This is a genomic window from Marinobacter sp. B-12 (assembly GCF_056857915.1).
The window spans coordinates 126,328-149,294 of record NZ_JBSXOB010000059.1 but is presented as its reverse complement, the minus strand read 5'-3'; the positions used below and the strand labels follow the sequence as shown (position 1 = coordinate 149,294).

At 52.4% G+C, this 22,967-nt stretch carries 20 protein-coding genes; 14 read left to right on the top strand and 6 right to left on the bottom strand.

Annotation, left to right across the window (positions count from 1 at the left end):
- Window positions 1-5: 5 nt before the first annotated feature.
- Complete coding sequence (locus AC13D2_RS14160; RefSeq protein WP_482938814.1) at window positions 6-890, bottom strand: hypothetical protein; 885 nt, start codon at window positions 888-890, stop codon at window positions 6-8.
- A 229-nt stretch (window positions 891-1,119) separates the two neighbouring features.
- Between AC13D2_RS14160 and AC13D2_RS14155 the strand changes: the two genes are divergently transcribed.
- The 3 genes from AC13D2_RS14155 (at window position 1,120) to AC13D2_RS14145 (ending at window position 4,345) form a co-directional block, all read left to right on the top strand.
- Entirely contained in the window at window positions 1,120-1,965 is an 846-nt protein-coding gene (locus tag AC13D2_RS14155; RefSeq protein ID WP_199448583.1) for a sulfotransferase family protein, read from the top strand.
- A gap of 368 nt (window positions 1,966-2,333) precedes the next feature.
- Window positions 2,334-3,170, top strand: a complete 837-nt coding sequence (locus tag AC13D2_RS14150; RefSeq protein WP_482938813.1) for a glycosyltransferase family 4 protein — start codon at window positions 2,334-2,336, stop codon at window positions 3,168-3,170.
- Window positions 3,171-3,340: 170 nt separating this feature from the next.
- Complete coding sequence (locus tag AC13D2_RS14145) at window positions 3,341-4,345, top strand: glycosyltransferase (protein ID WP_482938812.1); 1,005 nt, start codon at window positions 3,341-3,343, stop codon at window positions 4,343-4,345.
- Here the strand turns inward: AC13D2_RS14145 and AC13D2_RS14140 are convergent.
- Window positions 4,330-5,472 carry a glycosyltransferase family 4 protein gene (locus AC13D2_RS14140; RefSeq protein WP_482938811.1) on the bottom strand — a complete coding sequence of 381 codons (1,143 nt, stop codon included), beginning with the start codon at window positions 5,470-5,472 and terminating at the stop codon, window positions 4,330-4,332. The two genes, AC13D2_RS14145 and AC13D2_RS14140, sit on opposite strands and share 16 nt — an antisense overlap.
- Before the next feature lie 153 nt (window positions 5,473-5,625).
- Between AC13D2_RS14140 and AC13D2_RS14135 the strand changes: the two genes are divergently transcribed.
- Genes AC13D2_RS14135 through AC13D2_RS14115 form a run of 5 tightly spaced genes read left to right on the top strand, consistent with a single transcriptional unit; the run spans window position 5,626 to window position 11,148 of the window.
- Window positions 5,626-6,786 carry a glycosyltransferase family 4 protein gene (locus AC13D2_RS14135; RefSeq protein WP_482938810.1) on the top strand — a complete coding sequence of 387 codons (1,161 nt, stop codon included), beginning with the start codon at window positions 5,626-5,628 and terminating at the stop codon, window positions 6,784-6,786.
- A gap of 5 nt (window positions 6,787-6,791) precedes the next feature.
- Window positions 6,792-7,580 (top strand): sulfotransferase family protein, encoded by a 789-nt coding sequence (locus AC13D2_RS14130; protein ID WP_199448578.1) that lies wholly within the window; start codon window positions 6,792-6,794, stop codon window positions 7,578-7,580.
- Entirely contained in the window at window positions 7,573-8,847 is a 1,275-nt protein-coding gene (locus tag AC13D2_RS14125; RefSeq protein WP_482938809.1) for a polysaccharide pyruvyl transferase family protein, read from the top strand. The genes AC13D2_RS14130 and AC13D2_RS14125 overlap by 8 nt, the downstream gene beginning before the upstream one ends.
- Window positions 8,840-10,300 (top strand): lipopolysaccharide biosynthesis protein, encoded by a 1,461-nt coding sequence (locus AC13D2_RS14120; RefSeq protein WP_482938808.1) that lies wholly within the window; start codon window positions 8,840-8,842, stop codon window positions 10,298-10,300. Before AC13D2_RS14125 ends, AC13D2_RS14120 begins: the two co-directional genes overlap by 8 nt.
- 35 nt (window positions 10,301-10,335) lie before the next feature.
- A complete protein-coding gene (locus AC13D2_RS14115; protein WP_482938807.1) occupies window positions 10,336-11,148 on the top strand; it encodes a Stf0 family sulfotransferase in 813 nt (270 codons plus the stop codon).
- Here AC13D2_RS14115 and AC13D2_RS14110 read toward each other — a convergent pair.
- The gene (locus tag AC13D2_RS14110; protein WP_482938806.1) at window positions 11,123-12,304 is read right to left on the bottom strand and encodes a glycosyltransferase; all 1,182 of its coding nucleotides are present in this window, start codon (window positions 12,302-12,304) and stop codon (window positions 11,123-11,125) included. The genes AC13D2_RS14115 and AC13D2_RS14110 overlap by 26 nt on opposite strands.
- Window positions 12,301-13,326 carry a polysaccharide deacetylase family protein gene (locus AC13D2_RS14105; protein ID WP_482938805.1) on the bottom strand — a complete coding sequence of 342 codons (1,026 nt, stop codon included), beginning with the start codon at window positions 13,324-13,326 and terminating at the stop codon, window positions 12,301-12,303. The genes AC13D2_RS14110 and AC13D2_RS14105 overlap by 4 nt, the downstream gene beginning before the upstream one ends.
- 125 nt (window positions 13,327-13,451) lie before the next feature.
- On the opposite strand from AC13D2_RS14105, the gene AC13D2_RS14100 reads away from it, so the two are divergent.
- From AC13D2_RS14100 to AC13D2_RS14080, 5 genes are all read left to right on the top strand, one after another.
- Complete coding sequence (locus AC13D2_RS14100; protein ID WP_482938804.1) at window positions 13,452-14,588, top strand: glycosyltransferase family 2 protein; 1,137 nt, start codon at window positions 13,452-13,454, stop codon at window positions 14,586-14,588.
- Window positions 14,589-14,644: 56 nt separating this feature from the next.
- Window positions 14,645-15,757, top strand: coding sequence for a DegT/DnrJ/EryC1/StrS family aminotransferase (locus AC13D2_RS14095; RefSeq protein WP_482938803.1), 1,113 nt, complete (start codon window positions 14,645-14,647; stop codon window positions 15,755-15,757).
- A gap of 128 nt (window positions 15,758-15,885) precedes the next feature.
- The gene (locus tag AC13D2_RS14090) at window positions 15,886-16,524 is read left to right on the top strand and encodes a PEP-CTERM sorting domain-containing protein (RefSeq protein ID WP_482938802.1); all 639 of its coding nucleotides are present in this window, start codon (window positions 15,886-15,888) and stop codon (window positions 16,522-16,524) included.
- A 106-nt stretch (window positions 16,525-16,630) separates the two neighbouring features.
- Window positions 16,631-18,169 carry a golvesin C-terminal-like domain-containing protein gene (locus AC13D2_RS14085; RefSeq protein WP_482938801.1) on the top strand — a complete coding sequence of 513 codons (1,539 nt, stop codon included), beginning with the start codon at window positions 16,631-16,633 and terminating at the stop codon, window positions 18,167-18,169.
- A gap of 66 nt (window positions 18,170-18,235) precedes the next feature.
- On the top strand, window positions 18,236-19,117 hold the full coding sequence (locus AC13D2_RS14080; RefSeq protein ID WP_482938800.1) for a polysaccharide pyruvyl transferase family protein: 882 nt from the start codon (window positions 18,236-18,238) through the stop codon (window positions 19,115-19,117).
- On the opposite strand, the gene AC13D2_RS14075 is transcribed toward AC13D2_RS14080, so the two are convergent.
- Complete coding sequence (locus AC13D2_RS14075; RefSeq protein ID WP_482938799.1) at window positions 19,102-20,436, bottom strand: glycosyltransferase; 1,335 nt, start codon at window positions 20,434-20,436, stop codon at window positions 19,102-19,104. The genes AC13D2_RS14080 and AC13D2_RS14075 overlap by 16 nt on opposite strands.
- Before the next feature lie 255 nt (window positions 20,437-20,691).
- Here AC13D2_RS14075 and AC13D2_RS14070 point away from each other — a divergent pair, with 255 nt between their 5' ends.
- Window positions 20,692-21,360: a THxN family PEP-CTERM protein gene (locus AC13D2_RS14070; RefSeq protein ID WP_482938798.1), complete on the top strand. Its 669-nt coding sequence runs from the start codon at window positions 20,692-20,694 to the stop codon at window positions 21,358-21,360.
- Window positions 21,361-21,454: 94 nt separating this feature from the next.
- On the opposite strand, the gene xrtA is transcribed toward AC13D2_RS14070, so the two are convergent.
- Window positions 21,455-22,942, bottom strand: coding sequence for an exosortase A (gene xrtA / locus AC13D2_RS14065; RefSeq protein ID WP_482938797.1), 1,488 nt, complete (start codon window positions 22,940-22,942; stop codon window positions 21,455-21,457).
- Window positions 22,943-22,967 lie beyond the last annotated feature (25 nt).

The following is a 22,967-nucleotide window of genomic DNA, read 5'->3' as shown; positions in this document are numbered from 1 at the left end:
TTAATTCAATCCATCACCTTCAGGGACGGGGGGTTGGGTCGGTTTTTTTGAGAGCTGTTAGCCAGGAAATCTTGAATCGGTGAAGAAGTATGAACGCTGAAACCGTCAAGGAACCACTCTGTAGTAACGTCATACGGATCATTGGCCCATCCCATGATGTAACCTTGAGAAATTCCTTGTTCAATGCTTTCATCGTCCCACGTGTCTGATGACGTTTTCTCGTGGATCAGTTGGTAAGAAGCGCTATCCTCCCATCTCCGGTAGAACTGAATGATGCCATCGCGAGTATCCGGTCCTGAAGCTGCTTTTACTCTGGCAACAACATGCATCCATCTTCCTCGGTCTTCAGGGACCTTAATGAAAGGGGTGGAGTTTGCCTCTCCGGAAGTGACGCCTCCGTCCTGGTAAACCAGATTAGCCCCCCCTGAGCCGTTTGGCCGGGTTTGCCATGTTACGGTCCCCGAGCGGTCGTACTTCTGCGGCCATATTGAAAGGAATTTATTATTCAAGGAGCCGTGTTTAAAATTAGTCGGTACGCGAATCCAGTAGGCCAGCCAAATGTCTTCGTAATGTCGCCCCAGGTCGAACCGCTGCTCGGTCATAGGTTCACCGCCTTTGTAGTAAAATCGAAGGTGGTGGTCGCCTAAACCGTCTTTAGTGCTCCAGTCTCTGCCAGATGGCGTGGGGATGCTTTTGGTACCACTCGCGTATACCACACCGTCGGCTGTAACAACGGATGTCCTGTTGTTGTTCCCCCAGTCAAACCCATGTGCATTCGTATTCGACATGTCACCCGATTCAAAGGAGTCAACAAACACAGTTTCACTGTTGACTGCCGCTGCGAAGGTGAGTGCCATGATGGAAACGGATATGCTCTTCAAGTACGACATAAAATTTTTCTCCAACTCTCAATAGCCAGTAGTATAGTGGATTTGACACAATTTTGCGTTTTGTAGGGTTGTCATTTGGTTACGGCTTGTGATTTATCGAGATCCAGTTCACGCGGATTGCTATATGGTTGAGCCGACCGGTTATGAACCCTGGTTTCCAAGGGTTTTGGTTGAATGATGTGGCTTTTTCGGTACTATCGATCATGCGATTCAACGAAAAGGATTTCTGATGACTCTGAATGTCGGGAACAAACAGAATGTTCTTCTTTACAGAGCGAAGCGGCGAGGGAGGCATTACTTAAAGCTGTTGTATCAGCGCCTTAAACCTTCCCATAGTGTTAAGCCGGTTTTCATTCTTGGCAACGGTCGGTCCGGTACCGATATCGTAGCTCATTGTTTAAGCAAAGGCTGGTGTGTCGAACTTATCAATGAGGACAATCCGAAAGCTTTTTCCAATTGGCGCCTGAAAGGGCTGGATGTAGTCGAGCAGGTGGTAGGCTCCAGCGGAGCCGACCTGGTGTTGTTCAAACCCATTGTCGAAACACTTCGGGCGCAGGAGTTTCTTGCCGAATTCCCTTCTGCTGTCGTTATCTTTGTCGTCCGCAACCCCCACGATGCCATCAACTCAATGGTACGCTTTTTTGGTGAGGGTCAGGTTCGTGCGGTCAAAAGCTGGGTAGAGACGGACTTTTCCCGGCAACCTCAGGCGCCTGCTGAACTCAGGGAGTTTATTACGAGCCATTGTCATGCTGATCTGTCCGTTGAGGACGCCGCTGGTCTGTATTGGCTACTTTACAACAGTTCTTACCTGTTTCTTGATCTGCCGTCGAGTCCACGAGTCGCCAAGATCCGGTATGAGAATCTTGTTCAGGAGCCGGATGAAACCATGCAGGAGATCTGTGATTTCCTTGGAATGAAGTGGTTCCCTTCCATGACCGATGAAGTTTACGCGGGTTCCGTTGGCAAAAACCGCAAGCCGGATCTGTCGCCAGCTATCGAGAGGCGATGTAGTGAAGTCTGGGAGCGGTTAACTGTGGAGAATAACCGGAATTCTACCGCCAGCTCAATTGTTTAGGCATTTTTAAGGTTGCCATCATGTCAACGCTAAAGATCGGGCATGCCGCCAGGCAGTATCCTGAAGTGCGGAATATCATCGGTTGTGTCGAGGGTGCGAGTTACCACCTCTGCCGTGACTACTATTCTTTGTTAAGAAGGTTTGGGCCTTTACTCGGCGTGGACCCGTCCTCTGATCGCTTCTTTGACCAGCAGTTCCAGTTCCGCGATTTTGGCTTGAATCGAGTGGACTGCCTGCATCTGTTCAATGGCATCAATTACTCCCGAACGCCTTGGGTAGCAACATACGAAACGCTGATACCGCGTTTCCGGCATGTGCTGACAAATCATACCTCTGATACTGAGAAGGTTCGTTCCTCGGAAACGACAATGCGAGCACTGTCCCTGCTCGCCTCTGATCAGTGTAAGGGGCTGGTGGCACTGTCTGACAGTGCCAGGCAGATCCAGGGGAGGTTTCTTGGTCATTTTCCAGAATTCAAAGATCCCATAGAGAGGAAAACAGTCGTCTTACATCCACCCCAGAAACCGTTGGTCGATCCCGAAGGGGAGCTCACGTTCCCCCATGAGGAGAGTGGAGTAGTGACCTTCATGCTTGTCGGTCATCATTTCTTCCGAAAAGGGGGAGAGGAGATAGTTGATGCGCTTGCTGAGATAAGGCGGCGAGGTAATGCCAACCTCCGACTGGTGATAGTCAGCCGCCTTCAGCCGGACGCCTATGCATCCTCATCCGATGCTGAGGATGTAGCACGTATCAAGGCTCTGATCTACGGAAATGGCGAGTGGATAGAGCATCATGAAGCGCTGAGTCCGGAAGATGTTCTGGAAAAAATGCAAACCTGTGACGTTGGGTTGCTTCCTTCTTACGCCGAAACCTATGGGTATTCAGTTCTGGAATTCCAGGCGTGCGGCAGGCCGGTCATTACCACCAATGTTCGGGCATTTCCGGAGATCAACAGCGATGATCGGGGCTGGCTCATCCCCGTTGACAAACAGGAGATAGGTGGAGAGGCCTATTTTCGGACCGACCAGGACCGAGCAACTCTTTCTGCAGCAATCAGGGCAGGACTGATTAATGCATTTGAGGATATTCTGGCAAATCCCCGCCAGATCAGGGAAAAAGGGGGCCGCGCCCTGACTCATATCCTGTCGCACCATAACCACAAGGAATTTGGTCAATCACTCGAGGCTCTGTATCGCAGGGGCTGAGCCTCCTTATCTTAATTCCGCACCACTGGATAGGTACTATGTCGTTCAAGCTTGCTGTTGTTGTCAATAAGGATGGAAACGAGCTGGGCCCGTCGGAAACTTTTCTTCACGCTCATATTAATGACATGCCCTGTTCGGTGGTGTCTCTGGTCGGGAACCCTGGTTACCGAATGATCCGATCGGGGAGCTCCGGTGCCGGGGCCTATCTGGCTTCCCGGTCACTCTTTCCACTCGGGGTGCGATGGCTGCAACGGAAAGTGACTGGCAGCACGGTAGCGAATCAGGATACCCGTGCCTTCAAGCGCTTCCTGGAAAGCAACAGTATCGATGCGGTGCTGGCAGAATATGGACCAACAGCGGTATCGGTAATGGAGGCGTGCAGGCAGGCCGGAGTCCCCCTTATTGCTCAGTTTCATGGCTATGACGCGTATCGGGAATCGCTTCTGGCGGAGCTTGAGGGCTCATACAGGCAGCTTTTTCATAATGCTGCTGCAGTTGTTGGTGTCTCAACCCACATGTGCGAGCAGCTAACAAGGCTCGGCGCGCACGAGAGCAAATTGTTCCATAACGCCTGTGGCGCAGAAGTATCTGATGAACCAGCGTCCTTGCAGGAATGCGCTGCAACATTTCTGATGGTGGGGCGTCTGGTTGAGAAAAAGGCCCCATTTGTCTCAATACTGGCTTTTGCCGAACTCCTGAAACAGGTTCCTGATGCCCGGCTTGAGATAATCGGTGATGGGCCTTTAAAGACACCTTGCGCTCAGTTGGCGAAGGCGTTGTCTGTGGACGACCGAATCACATTTTCGGGTGCGCAACCCCACGACTATGTGCTCAAAGCCATGAAGCAGGCCAGTGGATTTCTTCAGCACTCCGTTCGCGCCCCTGATGGCGACATGGAGGGGACGCCGGTGGGTGTTCTGGAAGCCATGGGTATGAGCCTTCCAGTGGTCTCAACCCGCCACGGCGGTATCCGCGATATCATCACCGAGGGCGAGACTGGACTGCTGGTTGACGAGTATGACGCAAATGGAATGGCGGCTGCGCTTATCCAGGTTGCCACAAAGCCGGAATACGCGAAGCGGCTGGGAGAGCAGGCGCGTGCCAGAGTGTTACAGAACTGGACGACTGAGAAGAGCGTTGAGCGGCTTTGGGAGGTTATTCAGAACAGTGCCTGACAGGCTCTCCGAAATTCCTGGGTGCAGTTGTCGAGGCTATACTGCGAGTTGGCTTTGGCCCTGGCAGATTGCCCCATAGCTTGCCTTCGGTTGTCGTCACTAAGGAGGGTGGCAACGTAAGACGCAGCGCTGGCAACGCTGTCTTTCTCATACACGAATCCGTTGTCTCCATGATCAATGGCTTGCTTTACTGAGGGAATATCTGGCACCAGCACCGGCAGGCCCGCGCTCATATACTCCACGATGGACAGAGAGAACCCTTCTCCAAGGGCCGCATGCATGGCCATATCAGCGATGCCCAAAAATGCCTTGGCGTCGGCCCGGAATCCGGGTAGGCGCACGCGTTCTTGAAGACCCAGATCCTGGACTTGCTGTTTCAGCCGGTTAAAGTCAGGCCCATCACCAATGAGTACGAAAACAAGATTGTGATCAGGCTCAATTTTCTGAAGCTCTGCTGCGGTTTTGATGATGAAATCAAAGCGCTTGTAGGGGTGTGCGCGGCCGGTCGTAATGCACAGTTGCCGATTGCCGGGGATACCAAGACTCTCTAGCAGAGATTGGCGTGAAGTCGCGGATGATTGAACCGGCGGTATGCCATTCTGCACCACGTGGCAACGCTGCCCCGGCAACCGGCCATTAGAAATACTGCGTTGGCGCATCAGTGGCGAGACGCAGAGCTGGCTGTCTGCGCACACGAGCGGGAGCCGGTGACGTATCGCCTTAATCAGCCCCTTGAGGCCGCCAATTACAGGGCGATCTCCCGGTGTGTGGTCATGCACTACGATGTTTTTCACACCTGCCCGCCGTAATGCCGCATATTGTGGGTTAAACCAGGGGCGATCCGTCAGGTAGAGGTGTTGGATATTATTAGTTCTGATAAACGTTTTAAGCTCGGATGGCAAAGCTCCGGAACCCTTGATTTCGAGCTCCACCGGGGTAATACAGCTGTCTTTGATGGTATCTGGTAGCTCGTTGATGCTGGGGTAAGCGAGGAACGCTTTAGCGCCCCGCGCCTTGAAATGCTCTGCCAGAAGAACCCAGAAATGTTCCATTAGCCACCAGGCGTATCCCACGTCAGATGGGTAATTGGAGACCAGCAATATATTTCCGTTATCGTGCTGCTTCATTGAGGATTCCATTCAGGTTTCGTGTATCCGGGGTTGCAGACATGAGCACCGTTCGGTGGTAGCATCCTTTCGACAATTGGCGCCGTAATCATGCCAGAAAGCACAGCACCCGAACAGACCGTTGCGCTGTACCAGTGATAAGGAGATTGCCTGGTGAAAATCGGTTATATGTACAAGATGCATGCCTATCCCCCGAAAGGTGGCAACCATGTCCATGCCCTGGAATTGGTTCAGGGGTTTCTGAAAGCAGGGCACCAGGTGTGCGTTCTTGATGACCCCACTATGCCTGGTGTAAGCAACTTTTCCGGTAGTTCTGAAGACGGGCTTCGAGCTTTCATTGACAATATCGACGTTCTTTATATAAGAATTGACGCCCGTTATCTTGGCGAGTCTCCCGAGGTTGGTGCCTGCATGGAATTGGCAGGTGGCCGGCCCATCGTGTGGGAGATAAATGCACCTGCCAACGAAACCCTCGCATTTTCCTGGCTTGGCGGTCGCCGTCTTGATGTGCCGGAATCCTGGCTCAAACGCCTTAAACGTTGGTTCCACGCCTTCCAAAAAATGCCAGGGATAAAGAAAGAAGAGTCGTTACGACGCACTCTGGCGAAGCGTGTGGATTCGGCGATCTGTGTCTCAACAGCATTGAAAGGGTATGCATCCGAAACACTCGGAATCGCTGATACCCTGGTTCTGCCCAATGGGGGCCCGCTGATTTCGGAAGAAGAAATAGAGCTGCGCAGAAAGAAGCGTGCTTCCGATCGCTTCACCGTCTTTTATAGCGGTAGTGCGATCTACCCCTGGCAAGGGCTCGATTACTTTGCCGCTGCAATTCGCCTGGCTGAAGAACGGGCCCCCGATATCCGGTTTTTGCTGGCCGTCAATCAGTATTCCGATTCTCTCCCAAGTGGCTCCCATGTAGAGGTTGTCCAGGGCTTGAACAGAGAACAGATTCTGGATGCAATCTGTTCCGCTGACGCCTGTGTTGCCCTTCACCCTGAATACTTCTGGTCTCCTTACCGGTTTCACGGGTCGCCCATGAAACTGTTTGAGTATATGGCGTGTGGGACTGCTGTAGTCACCTCTGACAGAGGGCAAATGGCTGAACTCATTGAGCACGGCAGCAACGGGCTGCTTTGTAGTGATTCGCCCGAGAATATTCTGGACCAGTTGATAAGGCTACGGGATGATCCTGAACTTGCGCGGAGGCTTGGCTCGGCAGGCTGGCAGATGATCCAGCAGAGCCGCAGCTGGTCGGATAACGTGACCGCAACACTCAATATTTTTACACGTCTGCTTGAAGCGAAGGAGCGATAAAGCCGATGGTATTAACCAACCTGAAAAGTCGCCTGATGGGGGTTATGCCCCTTGCCAGTGGCAAAGGGAAAGTCATTGTTGCCGGAATGCCCAAGTCCGGTACAACGGCCATTGCCAGTTTACTGGCCGAAGCAGCCGCTGTTGATGTCTGTAGTGACCCTTTTCATCAGTTGGATTCGAAAGGCGTCAGCTTCAGGGAATCTCTGTTTTCCGGGGCATTACCTCTAGAAAATCTCTGGCGTCAGCACCGGAGTGTCTTTAGTGGGACGGTTGTAAAGGACCCCAATTTCCCGCTTTTCCTGGGCGAGCTCAAACAGTTTTTACCCGAGGCGCAGTTCGTCTTTATCGTGCGGGAACCCAGGGACAACATACGCAGTATTCTCGCCCGACTGAAAATCCCGGGCAATCCGGCAGAAGGTAACCCGCTTTTGGGTAACATCAACGGTACGTGGAGCAAGGTGCTTAACGGTACATCGCCCGACATGCCCGGCAGCGATTATCTTGAGAAGATGGCCTGGCGGTGGCGTATATCCGCAGAGCGTTACCTTGAGAATCAGGAGCGAACTCATCTTATTCGCTATGAGGATTTCCGTAAGGACAAGAAAGCCCAGATAGAGCATCTGGCGGGCGAACTTGGATATTCCGGCCTGAAAGACATTTCTTCGCTTGTTGATATTCAGTACCAACCAAAAGGGGAGAGGCCTTCAAACCTGGAGGACTTCTTTGGCAAAGAGAACCTGCAGAGAATAGACGCAATCGTCAGTCCGGTGTTGAAGAGATTCGGTTATGAGTAAGCCCTTGGGGCCAAAACAGATTGTTATTACCAACATTGTTTCTCTGAACACCGGTGATGCGGCAATTCTGTGGGGCATGTTTCAGATCTTGCGTGCCAGGTATGGCGATGATGCCCGCTTTGTTGTTTTTGATAAATCTGCTGAAGCGGCAGCAAAGTATTATCCTTGGGCCTGTTTTCGCCAGTCTTTGTTTGGCAACCCCCCCCGCTCAAGGCTGGCCAGAAAGCTGCAGGCCAGAGGGTATGGCCATTGGAACGGACGAGTTCGCTACATGGCACTATCTCTCGCGGCTCGGTTATTGCGGTGGAAACTGGGGTTGCTGGCAAGATTATTCGTCAATCGTGACGATTACGAGTCGGTCGCTGAATACGTACACGCAGATCTTGTGGTAAGCACCGGTGGCACCTACCTGACCGAGAATTACGGTTTGTGGACGAATATCCGGGATTATCGGTTAACGTTAGCGGCCGGCTCTCCGCTGGTGTTTTTTACCCAGACACTCGGGCCCTTTACCCAGCCAAAGTACCGAGAAGCGTTCACGGATATCTTCCAGAAAGCATCAGCCATCTGCCTGCGTGATGAACGCTCACGCCAGCATGTTCTGGAGCTTGGCATTCACGCGGACAAGATCGCGCTGGCAAAAGACGCCGCGTTTGTGATTGATGCAGAGCAGCGCGTTCCTCCGACAGGTGCTTTACGGATTGCCGTATCCGTCAGAACGATGCACTTTTTTAACGACGGCGATCGCTCCCTGGGTGACCAGTATAAAGCGTCTGTGGCTGCGATGGTGACTCGCGCGGTAAGGGAATATGGCGCGGAAGTCGTGTTTCTTTCTACGTGCCAGGGCATAGCCGAATACTGGACTGACGATACGAAGCTCGCAGACGAGATTGTCTCCACCTTGCCAGAAGATGTGGCGCAGAATGTCACTATTGATCGCCAGTTTCGCCAACCAATGGATATTGTCAGTGCCTACCAGGACTTTCACCTGGTTATTGCGACGCGCATGCATGCGGCCATTCTCAGTCTGGTGGCGGGCACGCCGGTATTGGGAATTGCTTACGAATTCAAGCTGGAGGAGCTGTTTCACCAGTTGGGCATGGATGAAGCGCGGCTGTCCACAAAAGAGATGAACGCCGAAGGTTCTCAGGAAACCCTCAGACATATGCTCGATAACCTCGAATACTGGCGTGACAAGGTATTTGCGGGCCGGGCCGAGTGCAACCGGCAAGCAGCATCGGTAATGGATAAACTGCCTGATGTCTGACTTCAGAGGTAGAGTTCTCAAGGCCCTTAGCTGGACCGCGGGCGGAAAGGTGGTTAGCCAGGTCATCTCGATGGGGTTCGGCATTGCGCTCGCAAGAATGCTGACCCCGGATGACTTTGGTCTGATCGCCATGATGATGGTGTTTACCGGTTTCGCCGGCCTTCTGATGGACGTTGGGCTCGGGTCTGCTCTTGTACAGAAAAAAGATGTAAAAGAGATACATTACAACACCGTATTCTGGACGAACCTCGGGCTGGGCGTGGGGCTGTGGGCACTGGTATCTTCGCTTTCTCCCTCAATTGCGGAATTTTACGGACGAGAAGAGCTGACTGATTTAGGGCTCATTCTGTCCCTTCAGTTTATTCTTGGAGCCCTGGGGCTGGTGCCCCGGCAGCGCCTGGTAAAGGATTTGTCATTTCAGGTGACGGCGGTAGCAGATCTGCTCGGTATGATCATTGCCGGTACCGCTGCGGTGTATATGGTCAGGGAAGGCTATGGTTACTGGGGGCTCGCCTGGCAACCGGTAATACTCCGGTTTGTCGCAACGTGCTACGTATGGGGAGCAGCGCGCTGGATGCCTGCGATTGCTTTCAGTGGTGAAGCGCTGAAAGAACTTTTTGGCTTCAGTTTTTATGTGTTTGCCACAAGGGTCATTCGGTTCGCAACAATGAAAGCGGACAAGCTGCTTGCGGGCAAATACATAGGAGGGGATGCGGCAGGCTTGTTGGACAAGGCTCAGTCAATGATGCTTTTCCCGCTCCAGAATGTCTCCCACACCGTCGGCAGCGTTATGTTTCCGGCGCTCAGCCTGATTCAGTCGGACATAGAACGAATCCGGAAAGTCTATATGCGGAGCACCCAGGCTATTGCTCTGCTTACATTTCCGATGATGGCGGGTATATTCGCAGTTGCAGATAACTTTGTGTTCGGTGTTCTCGGGGAGCAATGGGCAGAGCTGGTGCCGCTTTTGCAGGTACTCTGCCTGGCTGGAGTAGCCAGGTCTATCGTGACGGTTACCGGTTCGGTATACCTCGCGCTTGGACGAGCGAAGCTCCAGTTCAAGGTTAACCTACTGACCCGCCCGATTGCGCTATCAGGCGTCATTGTTGGCCTTCCGTGGGGGGTAGAGGGCATTGTCATCGGAATGACCACGGCGACCTGGATCAACAGCCTGATTACGTTATCGATTGCGGGGCGGCTGATTAACTTGAGCCTGCTTGAACTGATGTTGTCCTTCTCCCGCACATTGGCCGCAGCCGTTCTCATGGCTATCGGGATTGTTCTGCTCGACCCGGTGTTGTATGGAGTTGGCCCGCTGGGGTCCTTTGGTATCCAGGTGCTGGCCGGCGGAGGCCTTTATGTACTATTCGCCTTTGCACTAAGAATTAAGGCTTTAACGGATGTTCTGGATATCCTGAAGGCTCAGTTTGCCAAGCGGCGGAGCAACGTTTAGGTTTTGTCGTCGAACTAGTAACAGGAGGTTATGGCGTGCACTTGTACAAGGACCAGTTCTCGGAATCTCATGACCTGCCGCGCCGGGAGGGCCCGGACAAAACGCTTGTTATTGCCTCCACTCCCCGCTGTGGCAGCCACATGTTAGGCCACACTCTCCACCAGACCGGTGCCTTTGGTTTCCCCTTGGAGTACGCAAACCCGGAAAACCTTAGGGAGTGGAAAAGGCGGATTGAAACTGAGAGTACAGAACGCGTTATCAGGGAGCTGACACAGAGAAGAACCTCCCCGAATGGTGTGTTTGGTATCAAGCTTCACTACACCCACATCAATGTGCTTGGCGGCTTTGACAGGGTGCAGTCTCTTTTCCCAGGCGCACACTACGTTCTTCTTTCCCGTAAAGGCATTCTGAAGCAGGCTGTTTCTCTGGCGATCGCCAGGCAGACCGGAGTTTGGATTGCGGGGCAGGAACCGAAAAACGATATCCCACCCCAATACCGTTTTGAACAGATTGAAAGATGTCTGCGGGAAGTAATTCTTGATAATGCTTCCTGGCGCTACACGCTCGCCGCGAATGGCTGCCACTATATTGAAATGGACTTTGATTCCGTTCGGAAGAATCTGGGAGCCAGCGTGCAAACCATCGCCGACTTTATGGGTGTCCAGCTGGATGACAGCCAGGCGCAGGAGGAACACGTAACGTCCAGGCAGGGTAGTAATCTTAACGACGAGTGGGTAGCACAGTTTGTCCGGGATTTTGAGAATAGTCGTAGAGAGCTGATCTCTCCGGACCCGGGATTAAAGCGCAGACTGCTGACAAAGCTCAGGAAGATGCTCTCGGCAGGTTAACACCCCTGGGTAAAGACAGGATGTTTGTGTAAAGCTCCACGTATTTCTTGGCATTCTCTCGGCTGCTGAATTTGTTTTCGAAATCAGGGGGAAAGGTTACGCTCTGAGGTGGTGCTTCCGTGTCGCCAGTTCGGGCTTGTCGTGGCAGTATTGAGAGAACCTTGTCTGCATAGGCAGAAGGGGTTTGTTCGTCGACCAGAGCCCCCCGTTTCCAACCAGAAAGTATCTCCGGAATGCCACCAACGTTGTGGGCAACCACAGGAATGCCCAGTGTGGCGGCTTCCAGCAACGTCATGGGCAGCCCTTCATGATCGGATGGCATTATCAGCGCGTCCAGCTTTCTGATTTCCTTCATTGCGGGGTTCACGAAACCTTTAAAACTGATCTGGTTACTAACACCCAGCTCAAGTGCCAGCTTCTTAAGGGCTTCTTCCAAAGGCCCATTGCCGATGACTACTCCGTGGCAGGGGTAACCCCTATCGTTCAACGCAGCAATAATTCTGATGAACAGGTCCACGCGTTTGACCGGGACCAGCCTGCCCACAATCCCCAGAACGGCCTCCTTGTTCGGGCTTTTGTCAGTTTCGGGAGGCCAGGTTTGCCGGAGCTCCTCAACATTGACGAAATTGAAAATCTTGAAAACCTTACCTGGAAACGTCGACTGAAGAGATTGCTCAAGCTGGGTGGATACCGCGATAACCGCCTGTTGGCGTAGCCGGCCAAGCCAGATGTCCAGGCGGCTGGTTAGCCATTTGTGCGGCTTCCTGAAAGAGAACCCGTGCTCAGGATTGCCGTGGACGGTTCGAACTGAATTGGGCACCCTGGCCAGTTCCTTGCCGAGAACTCCCAACACATTTTCCTTGAAACCGTGGGTGTGAACGATATCTGTATCCTGCATTTTGCAATGGGTGGCAATAGCTTTTGCGATGGATAGGGCGCCGGTGTTGGTCTCGTCGGCAAGGGTAACGGGGATGCCGAGGGCCACCAGTTTGTCGTGCAGAATGCCGGGGTTGAAGACTACAGCGGTAACGGAAATATCCTTGCGGGCGCTGAGGGCCTGGCAGAGGTTATAGACCTGCACCTCGGCTCCGGCCCATAGGTCTCCTGAAACAATGTGCGTTACGGTAATAGGGGGCGTGGTCGGTTGTTCAGTCATGCCAAACTGCGCCCAATAGTGGCCAGTAACATGCGGGTGGTTGAACTGTTTCCATCGTGGAGGTTGAAGCGATGGAGGTCAAAATCGTTTCGGCTGGCTCTGTTCCAGCCGGTTTTTGTTGTGCAGGCCGCCTGGTAGTGGGCTGCAACAAGCTGTTCGCCGCCGTCGGTTATGTCTCCGTTGGGGTAGCAGAAGATCGGCACGCTGTTGACGTTCATCGCCTCAAGATCTGACTGACACCCGGCAACTTGTTCCTCGAGCGCCTCTTTACTGTTCAGGCGGTTCAGACGGAAATGGTTTCTGGTGTGGGCGCCATACTTGACCAGGTTCTCCCCGGACATTTCCTTCAGTTCCCCGTGCTGCAGAATGACGGGCGCCTGATCAGCATCATTGGTTTTAGCGACGAGGGAGGAGGTGTGCTTCAGGTGCTGGATGATTGTGGCGTCATCCAGATTTTTGAGACGACTGACTATTTCATCGGCTTCGGGGAGTGACAATGGCGTGGATTTTCTAACAGGGTCGCCAAGGTAAGGCTGGAGCCAGGCAAGTGATTGATCGTTCAGATTGATCCCTGGGGTCCGGAGCAGCGCGATGACCTTTTCAGGCCAGAAGGTGTCATCCGTGTTTACCATGCCGGTGACAAGGAAGATGGTGGCGGGTACCTGCTCCTGGCGGAGCACGGGGTAACCATGCAGATAGTTGTCCCTCCATCCGTCATCAAAGGTAAAGGCGACTGACAGTGCTGGCAGGGCTTCGCCAGCGTTCTTCTTGCGTAGCCATTCATCAAGATGAACGGCAACGGCGCCCAATGATCGGACGAGCTTTATGTGTCGCTGCAGATTTGCGGGTGAAATAACCATCCCGGGTTGTTCCCGCTCCCGTTCGCCGGAGTTCTCCGGTAGCACCCGGTGATAGGTGAGGATGATCAGGGTAGGGCTGCGGGTAAGTTTCAGGCGCAGCCATCCATAGACAGCGAAAGCGCTGAGGGCCCAGAATTTTGATAAGGATCGTATGGTAGCCACGCCTTTTGCCTCCGTCGGCCAAGCCTGTGGTTTTGGCGCAATCGTCCATGTATAGTTTGCTGGCACAGTGATTCTGCCAGTCACTGGATTGAAAGTCATCATCAGGGTCACAGGGACGGATTGTAATGCTGAAGGGTTTGTTCTGGGTTTCTGTTTTCGGTGTATTGTTCAGCTATCTTCTTTACCCTTTTCTACTTCGTTTTTCCCCTCGTCGGCCTGGTGTCAAAGAAAAACATTCTGTACCGACAGTGCCCCCAAGAGTTTCCCTTATTGTTACTGCCCACAATGAAGAAGCCCGTATTCGGGAGAAGCTTGAGAACTGCTTGAAGTTGGATTTCCCCGGGCTTGAGATAATTGTTGCCTCTGATGCATCGACGGATGAAACGGATCAAATTGTGGCGGAGTATTCTAATCGGGGAGTTCGCCTGGCAAGGGCAGAAGAACGCAAAGGAAAGGAGCATGCGCAGTTACAGGCAATCAAGGCATCTACAGGAGAGATTCTGATTTTCTCGGATGTGGCAACATCCATTCCGGAGGATGCGATTGACAGAATGGTCAGGTATTTTGATGACCCGGTAGTTGGCGCTGTATCCAGCGAGGACCGGTTTGTCAGCCGTGATGGAACCGTGGCCGGGGAAGGTGCGTATGTCCGGTATGAAATGTGGTTGCGAGGCGTTGAATCCGACCGTGCCGGCCTTGTGGGGCTGAGTGGCTCTTTCTTTGCTGCCCGGCGTGAAGTCTGCGAAGAAGACTGGGATATCTACTCCCCAAGTGATTTCAATACGGCCCTGAACAGCGCCCGGAAAGGGCTTGTGGCGGTAACGGCGCCCGATGTCCTTGGCTATTATCACGATGTGGCGGATGCCTCCAAAGAGTATCAACGTAAAATCCGCACGATTATCCGGGGCCTGACAGCGCTGAGCCGCCATGCTGAAGTATTGAACCCATTCCGGTTCGGCTGGTTTTCCTTTCAGGTGTTCGGCCACAAGTTGATGCGCTGGGCGGTGCCCTGGTTTCAGATCCTGCTGTTTGTGACTTCTGTATTGTTAGCCGGCAAAGGAACTATTTATTCCCTCGCGCTGTTGGCCCAGTTGCTGTTCTACGGTGTTGTCATCGCAGGGCACTATAAGCCCGAGCTTCGGGAGCGAACTGTCTTTAAGATTCCCTATTTCTTTGTTCAGGTTAACCTTGCCATCGCCCGTGCCACTGTCGAGTTTCTCAAAGGCCGGCGAATGACGGTCTGGACACCCTCCAAGCGATGATAGGTATGCTGAGACCTGTCGGAAGCCGTGTCCCGGGGCCAGATTCAGGTATAAGCGTGCGCTGGCCCTGGGAGGATTACTACGACACGTGGTGTATGGGTTCGGGTACAGAGGCTCTGTCTGCCGCAGTGTTGTTGGCGGTCAGTCGGTCCGGCCTGAAACACTCGGTGCCGGAAGTCATTCTGCCTGCCTACGGGTGCCCGGACCTTGTTGCAGCCGTTGTGGCACAGGGTGCGAGGCCGGTGCTGGTCGATACACTGCCTGACCGCCCTTTCCTGGATACGGAAAAACTGACCAACGCCTTTTCCGATGCCACCGTCGCGGTCATTGCGGCTGGCTTTCTGGGTGTACCTGAGCAATTGGCTGTACTAGCGAGCCTCTGCCGGCAGCGTAATGTATGGCTTATTGAGGATTCCGCGCAGTGTTTCCCGCCAGAGTGCGCCCGCGAGCCAATTGCGGATTGCGCGGTGCTGAGTTTTGGGCGTGGTAAGCCCATCAATCTGATGGGGGGCGGAGCATTACTGGTTCGTGGTGATCATCGTATCAGCGCCTCTGAAATACTGTTCACATTGCCGGAAAAGGCTTTGAGCATTGGCTGGAAGTGGAAAACCCGGCGATATATTTTCAATTTTCTTCTAGGACGACTTTGCTATGGCCTGTTGAGGCGGGTTCCGTTTCTTGGGCTCGGCGCTACAGTGTACAAACCACTGCTCAACATAAGCCGTGTAGTGCCACCGAAAGGGCTCCTTGAAGCGGGTGTTCGGGGTGCCGAACAAAGGCCCGGAATCGCCGTGAAATATGTCAGGCAACTCGATTTCCTTGAGCGTCGCGGCTGGAAGCCATTTATGGCTAATGGGGTTTCGGAGGACAGCCAGGCTGGCCAAGTGACATTACGGTATGGATTGTTGGCACCGGACCAGGGAAGCAGAGTGAGGGCGATTGAGGCGTTGACCCGCAAGGGTATCGGCGCAAATGCTTTTTATGGGCATACTTTGCCGGGCATAGAGGGTGTGCCCGGTGATCTGGGCGACTCGGCCGATGATTATCCCAATGCAGAATCCTTTGCGGACAGACTGCTCACTCTGCCAAGCCATGAAGATGTTACCGACAGGGACCTGGCAATAGTTGCGGCAACGCTTGACAAGCTTACCGTCCAAAATAAAGAATGACGAAAGTTGGTCGTTCATGGCCATCAGTCCTTCCCACTGTTTTAGTCTTTTCTCGCGCTGTATCGACTTCAGGAAGAGGTTTTGCCGGTCAGTCTGGCCTTCTGTTACCTAAGGACAGGATGTGCGATATGAAACGTATAATCTTATGTAGTGTCTTGCTTGCGTTAGCGTGTGGCGTAAACGCGAAACCTTATTACTCCTATGATATGTATGGAACGGTTTCAGGCGGCGCTATCGCGGCGGGTTCGCTGGCCGATGTTAATATTGGGGATGAGTTTCGTATCCGGCTGGCTATCGGGAAGAAGTATTCTGGAAAGTACAAGATTTCTTTTCAGGGTGATATCGGCGGTTGGACCATATTCGAGCAAGAGACCAATGGATATTACCATTGGGGTGACTTGTCGCCGGAGCGCTTTTACACAAGTGGCAGTGATTCCCCGCTGAATGCCCCTGAAGGAAACGGATCGACGGTGCACCCCATCGATATCTATCTTACGTTGCTAGGTATGGAGCAAAGCGGGACAGTCGTAATTCCAGATGAAAAGCGGTTAATCAGGGACAACGGGGAGATCAACCTGGATCAGTTTCACTCAGGGGGCTTTCATTTCTGGTTCTTCAATCATGTTGATGGTAGCTCGTACAGTTCCGAAGAGGATCTTTATGGTTCAATTTCCCGCATCATGGAGGTTCCAGAGCCAGGTACCCTGGTGCATTCAGTACTTGGGCTCGCTTTTTTGCTCATTAAACGACACCAGCGCCATCTGTGATAAAGACGACGGTTATATTTCTAAACGTACTATCGTCCAGCCTGTGTAAGCCAGAATTTGTGCCATCTTTCCTATAGTTGTTATGCGCAACGAGGGAGGAATGACGATGAAAAGGATGAAATTACTGGTTTTGGTAGGTGCTTCAGGTAGCGTGGCCGCCGGCTGTAGCAGCCTCAAGCCAAAATTTGATGTCGACGAGCTACCAGCGCCAGCGGCCGGCATTGAAGCCGAGTACATTATCGATAATACCAACCCTGGTTTTTACACCGATGGAGTGTGGAAGAAGTCGTCGGTATCGAGCGGTTACATCGGAGAGGCCTACTTTGCGAGTGAAGCGGGTACCGGCGAAAAGACGGCTACCTGGAACCTGAACATTATAAAGCGGCTTGATGTGTATTCCAGGTGGACGGCGCACGGCAACCGCGGCTCTAACGTTAAATACGTTGTGCATCACCTGGATGATCAGGACTTTCTGACCACCACGACAGTCGAGGTTGACCAGAGGAGTTTTGGCGGAGAGTGGTTCAAGCTTGGGACCTTTCGAATGTCATCGCTCACCAGCCGCGTTACTGTTTCCGATGATGCAGACGGCTATGTCATAGCCGATGCGGTCCTTTTTAAAGAGGCTGCCGGAACTCCCTCTGTGGACGCAGATAATGACAGCATGCTTGATGCGTGGGAGCTTGAGCACGGTCTTGACCCTACCAATGCATTGGATGCTGATCAGGATCCCGACGGCGATGGACTGACCAATCTTCAGGAATCTTTGGGGATGACGGCCCCGTTGAGCGCCGACACTGACGGTGACGGCGTACCTGACGGGTACGAAAACGACGCCGGTCTGGATCCGACAGTGCCTGATGGAGGCCTGGATGGCGACGGAGATGGTTATACGAACTACCAGGAATATCTGGCGGGTACAGACCCTACAGAGGCCACAAGTGTATTGGCGGCGAATACGGTTTTGCTGACCTGGGATGCGCCTTTGGCGCGAACTGACGGCAGCGAGCTCGCCCCGGAAGAAATTGATTATTACGAGTTGAAATACACCAAGGTAGTGGATGACAGTAATACTGGAATAGTGTCCGATAACGAGTCGTCGGGCTTTGTGGTTTATGGGCCTGATGTGGGCACTTCGGGTGTAACGGAAGGCTATGTGGGTCAGAATTATGTGGCTATGCCCGAAGGAACAGGTGATAGCTTTGCAAGTTGGTCGGTTAATGACCTCTCACCCGGGACTGAGTACCGATTGTCAGCCAACTGGACGTCTCACACGAATCGCGCTACAAACGCGACCTATCTTGTTCAGTATGAAATGGTAGCCGGCAATCTCGTTGAAAGTCGGTTCACTGTAGATCAGACCTCCGGTGGTGGCACATGGCAGGACTTGGGATCGTTTATCCCCGGTTCCAGCCAGGTAACCGTGTTATTGGCGAATGATGCTGATGGCTACGTAATTGCAGATGCCATAAAGCTGGAGCCAGTGACAAAAGCTGTAGAGCCGATCAGAATAGAGTCTGACGAGACGCGGTCCTATGTCGTCAGCGACCTCTCAGCCGGCGCATGGGGATTCCAGATACGAGCTGTGGACACGGAGGGGCTTGCGAGTGATTATACGCAACCTCAAGTTACTATAATTGAATAGTGTGGTCTGTTCCATGTTCGAGCGAGGCTGCAGATTCCCGGTTAAAAGCGTTAAGGAGCGACGTACGTGGCCTTGGTTTATTTTGATAAATTCATGGAAAGAACGGGTGTTAGAAATTTCGGTGATGACATAAATCCGGCTCTGATGAGCAGGTTTTTCAACAAAGATATTCTCTCGTCCGATGAAATTGCACTGTTCGGCATCGGCACCATACTGAACGACAAGAGCATAAAAAGTAATAAACACTATGCCAGAAAAGTGATTTTCAGTTCTGGGGTGGGGTATGGGAAGCTCGAAACAAAACTTGATGACACTTGGGATGTTGCCTGTGTCCGGGGGCCGGGTTCGGCCAAGGCGCTTGGGGTTGGGCTAGAAAGAGCCATAGCCGATGGTGCCATCCTGCTTTCGGAGCTTTATGCTAAACCTACGAAAAAATGCTCAAGGGCCGTTTTTATACCGCACGTCAACTCCCATCTCTCAACGGGACGACTGCTGGCAGCAATTGCCGATAGGCTTGATATGGATTACCTGAGCCCGAGTTGCAATGCTGATGAGTTTATCAGCACGGTGGCAAGCGCTCCTTTCGTTGTTACAGAAGCGATGCATGGAGCAATTCTTGCGGATACGATGAGGGTGCCCTGGATTCCCGTAAGCTTACATGAGTTCCATGAGTTTAAATGGCGTGACTGGATGGACGCTATGGGGCTAAACAGTGGAATGGTCCATTCTCTGTCGCCACGATGCTGGGATAGCAGGGAAGGGAGTCAGCCGACAACAATGGTGCAGCGGTTATATAAACGCGGCAAGGGACAGGTCTTGAAACGTAACCTGAGGCGGGTCATAGACACTATGGAACCGCTGCTTAGTCAGCCACAGATCATCGAGTCAAAAAAACAGGCGCTTCTGGAAGCGGTAAATGACATCAACAGGACCTATTCCCGTTTATAGTCCTGAAGTGCTGCCAGAATATACTCAAAGACCTTCATGCCACTATCCAGCTCCCGGATGTCCCGGGAGTGGCTGTCCATAGTTTCCTTTATCGACTTATCGTGCAGGATGTCACCGAGATATCGGGATACTTGCTCAACAGAAAATTGATTTTTATTGATAATTCTCCCTGCGCCCAAACTTTCAACTACCCAGGCATTGTAGGGTTGGTCCCAGATCTGGGGGATACACAGCATTGGTTTTCCAAACCAGAATGCCTCCTGCACTGCTCCTGACCCTGCATGTGAAACAAACCCACGTATGCTCCGGTCTGCCAGTAGCATTGGTTGTGGGCCCCAGGAAATCCACCGTATGTCATTGTCATCCTTGAAGTGTTCCGGTATTGGGTCTGTCCGTGAAACCCAGAGAATTCGGCAATGGTTTTCTTTGGCTCCCTTTATCAGGCAACGGGAGAGCTTGTTGGTTATGGTCACCATAGATCCAAGGCTCACCAGAATGACAGGTTTATCGGGCTGCATTTCGAGCCAGGCCCGGTCTTCCGTGGATATGTCTCCGGCCATCAGGGGAGGAAGCGGGCCAAATGCCTGAGCATCGCCGCATACCGTAATTCTTGAGTGGAGATGACGCCGTTCAGTGGTTGCCATGCCAGTGGTAAAGATCTGCTTTGCCTTGCCTGACTGCTTGCCTCTTTCGATGATTTCACCCCAGTTCTGGTTTACCTCAATCTTCATTTCCTTGATTGAGCGGTAAAGCTTGTGGTTCAGCTTTGACTGGACGGCGTCCGAGAACTTTCCAATAATTCTAGACAATAAAGGAATAGTGTTTCTGGCAAGCAGCGACGGCTCGTCAGCGTATGGCTGTGGGTTCTGACACTGCTGGTTTGACCCCGATGCTCGGTGCATTAACACCGGGATGCCTGCTTGGACACCGAGGTCATGTACCGCAGCGCCTAACAGGTGTTCGTCGGAAACGATCAGGTCTGGTTTGCGTTGCTGAACTATGTCTTTGACCAAGGGTAGGGAGGATAAGCCTTTATACTGAATCGGCTGAAAATAGTGTGTCTCGAAATACCGATTTAAAAAAAGCTTTCTGTAAAGTGGGCTTGTACGGGAAATTTTTCTAAGAAGAGAGTCCGCATTGGCCGGGAGAACAGGAGGAAGCAGATCGTACTCGAATCCATGGGTTGCAGGCAGGCCCTTGCCCTCTTCCGGCAGGATGAAATGGCACTCAATATCTTTCAGCCTAAGTGTCGAAGCAATGCGTAGTAGGGGAATGACGTGCCCTGCATCAGGTATCAGTGCTACAAAAGTAATATGCATTTTCCAAAGTCCTTTCTTTTATCCCGTACTTGACCGTTTCGCGATTTATCCGGGGTCGAGTCTATATCGCAAATTAAAACCAGCATAGTGTTTCGTTAGCTTTACATAGATGTCGAAAAACTTTACATCCATGGGATCTTCTTGAATTATTGATCTTTTAAGCAGTTGATAAATAGTGATTAAAAATTAATGGCATGAATATCGCATTCAGTCGGAGGTGTTTTTCGCAGTAACCATGATGAAGAAGGATCTACCATGAATAAGATGTCGATGTTGGGAGGAGTGTTCGCAGCCTCATTAGTTGCACCTGCCTTTGCAATGCCCGTGATTTCCGTTGATAGCGTAACTGGTGTGTGGTCAGACGCTGTTGGTGGAACCAACGTAAATTATATTGACGGTGGCCAAGAAGTGCGTTGGGGCGGCGGTCAACCAACACAAAGCGGCTATCGTTTTGATGGTTCCGCACCTGCTGCATTTGATGTGGACATAAACGAAGAGTTTGACTTGGGTGATTTCACCCATTTTAACTATCAGATCAGTCCCGGCACAGGTGTCGACAGTGTGTTGCTGAGCATTTCAATGGCCATTTCCGTTGACGAGAATCCGTATGCGACGCCCCTGTCGTTTACCTTCCTGCACGAGGAAACTCCGAACTCTGGTAACGGGTGCTGTGACGATATCGTTTCTTTCGAGAGTCTTGTGTCATCAGAGACTTTTGAGATTGACGGAGAGTTGTATACACTTGATCTCCGAGGATTCAGTCAAGGTGGCGGCCCCACGATGGAAGAGTTGATTACATCTGAGGGAGCCGACAACATGGCCCAACTCAGAGGTGTATTCACCAAGGTTCCTGAGCCCGGCACTCTTGCGCTGCTCGGTCTTGGGCTTGCCGGTCTGGGGCTTTCGCGTCGCCGTAAGTCCTGATTCCGGTAAGGGCTATCTGCAAGGGTTGTAGTGGCCCTGAACACAAACCCGGCGTTCGTTCGAGCGTCGGGTTTTTTGTTAGCCGGATTGAGTGTCAGCGGTGCGCGCCGTTCAGGAACCGTTCGAAGGTGGCCCTTTGGCCGGAGCAGTCTGGACGTTTTTCGCCTTCACTCGATACCCTTTCACACCGCCCCGCAAGTGCCCATAGTGCGCCACGAGCATCTCCCTGAAGCTTGTTAAGCGCTCCCTGAATTTTGACTTCAACGCTCGAATTGGTGAGCTGTTCGCCTATCTGATACCACGACCATAAAATAACGTAAGAGCCGTTGGCGTTGTTCTGGATAACCGTCTCGTTGACGGTTTTCGTGCTTACGGAATCGCTACTGTCACGTGTATGAGAGGTTTTGGAGACAAGCTTCCATTTTTTTCGATCGAATAGCTGGTTTCGATACCCGATCAGTTCCCGGTTCTGTACCTGACGGCGATACCCTGTGACTTGCACTTGTACCTGTTTCAGGTCATCAGAGACATAGATTCCGCCGAGATCAATGTCCGGCTTTACATAATCCGGGTGCCAGATATCGGCGTGTTTGAGCGGGCCTGTCCAGTCAGCCTCTGGCACCGGCAGGCTCGGCTCCCATGAGCTGGCTACGCGCGCTGTTTTGGCATCCAGTGCGGCCGGCACCAGTGGCGGCAGGAGTAGTATCAGGGAGGCCAGCAGGGGCCATTTGATGGACGGTGACGTTGGTCGGGCCTGTCCGGTTTCCGGATTGCTGATGCCGGATTTGTCGCCGGTGTCTGAAGAGGTTTGCTCGAGCCTGGTTGAGATAAAGAAAAGCGGTACCAGCGTAACGACGATGAAGATAATCCATCCGAAGAGTTCATGGTCCTCAATCAGGGACGTTTCCATGTTGGTATAATGCCCTGCAGCGATGATGCCGAAGACTCTTATCCAGTTCGCCACCATGGACAGTAAGCCGGCAATCACAACCAGAAGAGCAATGCGGGCATTGGAGCGGTAATAAAGCTGGCCGTAGAAGGCTGCAAGAAAAAGCGCGACCATCAGGTACCGAACACCACTACAGCCATTTTCAACAAGGAAGGTACCCACATCCAGGATAATGAAAAACTCATGGATGGTGGCTGGAATATCAAAGGCCTGGAGAAGGATTGTGTTGAAAAAAACGGTGATGTGCTGGAGCAGGGGCGAGAAGTCGTCCCATATGGGTACCGCAAAAACCAGCAGTAGAATTGGTCCGCCTGCACTGGTTACGAATCCCTTTCCCCATATCGACCATCCCCAGAAGATGATGATCAGTGGCGCAAGGATCAGGCGGAATACTCTAATGTCTGCCGCCTGGGAAAGGATCAGCGTGGCAGTAGCACCAGCCAGTAAAAACAAACCCAGCGGCGAGCCGTTGATTGTCAGGGCAGAGAGGGACTTTCTTCTTTGGTAAAGAAGAAAAAAGACACCCCCCAGTACCAGGAACCCGTGGTTGTATATGATTGAGTTGTACCACAGGTGAACAAATGACTGCCATTCAGCCCAGAGTCCAAGCGTCAGCAGCGGAATTGATGCCAACCAGAGATACCGCATTGTTAAAGCC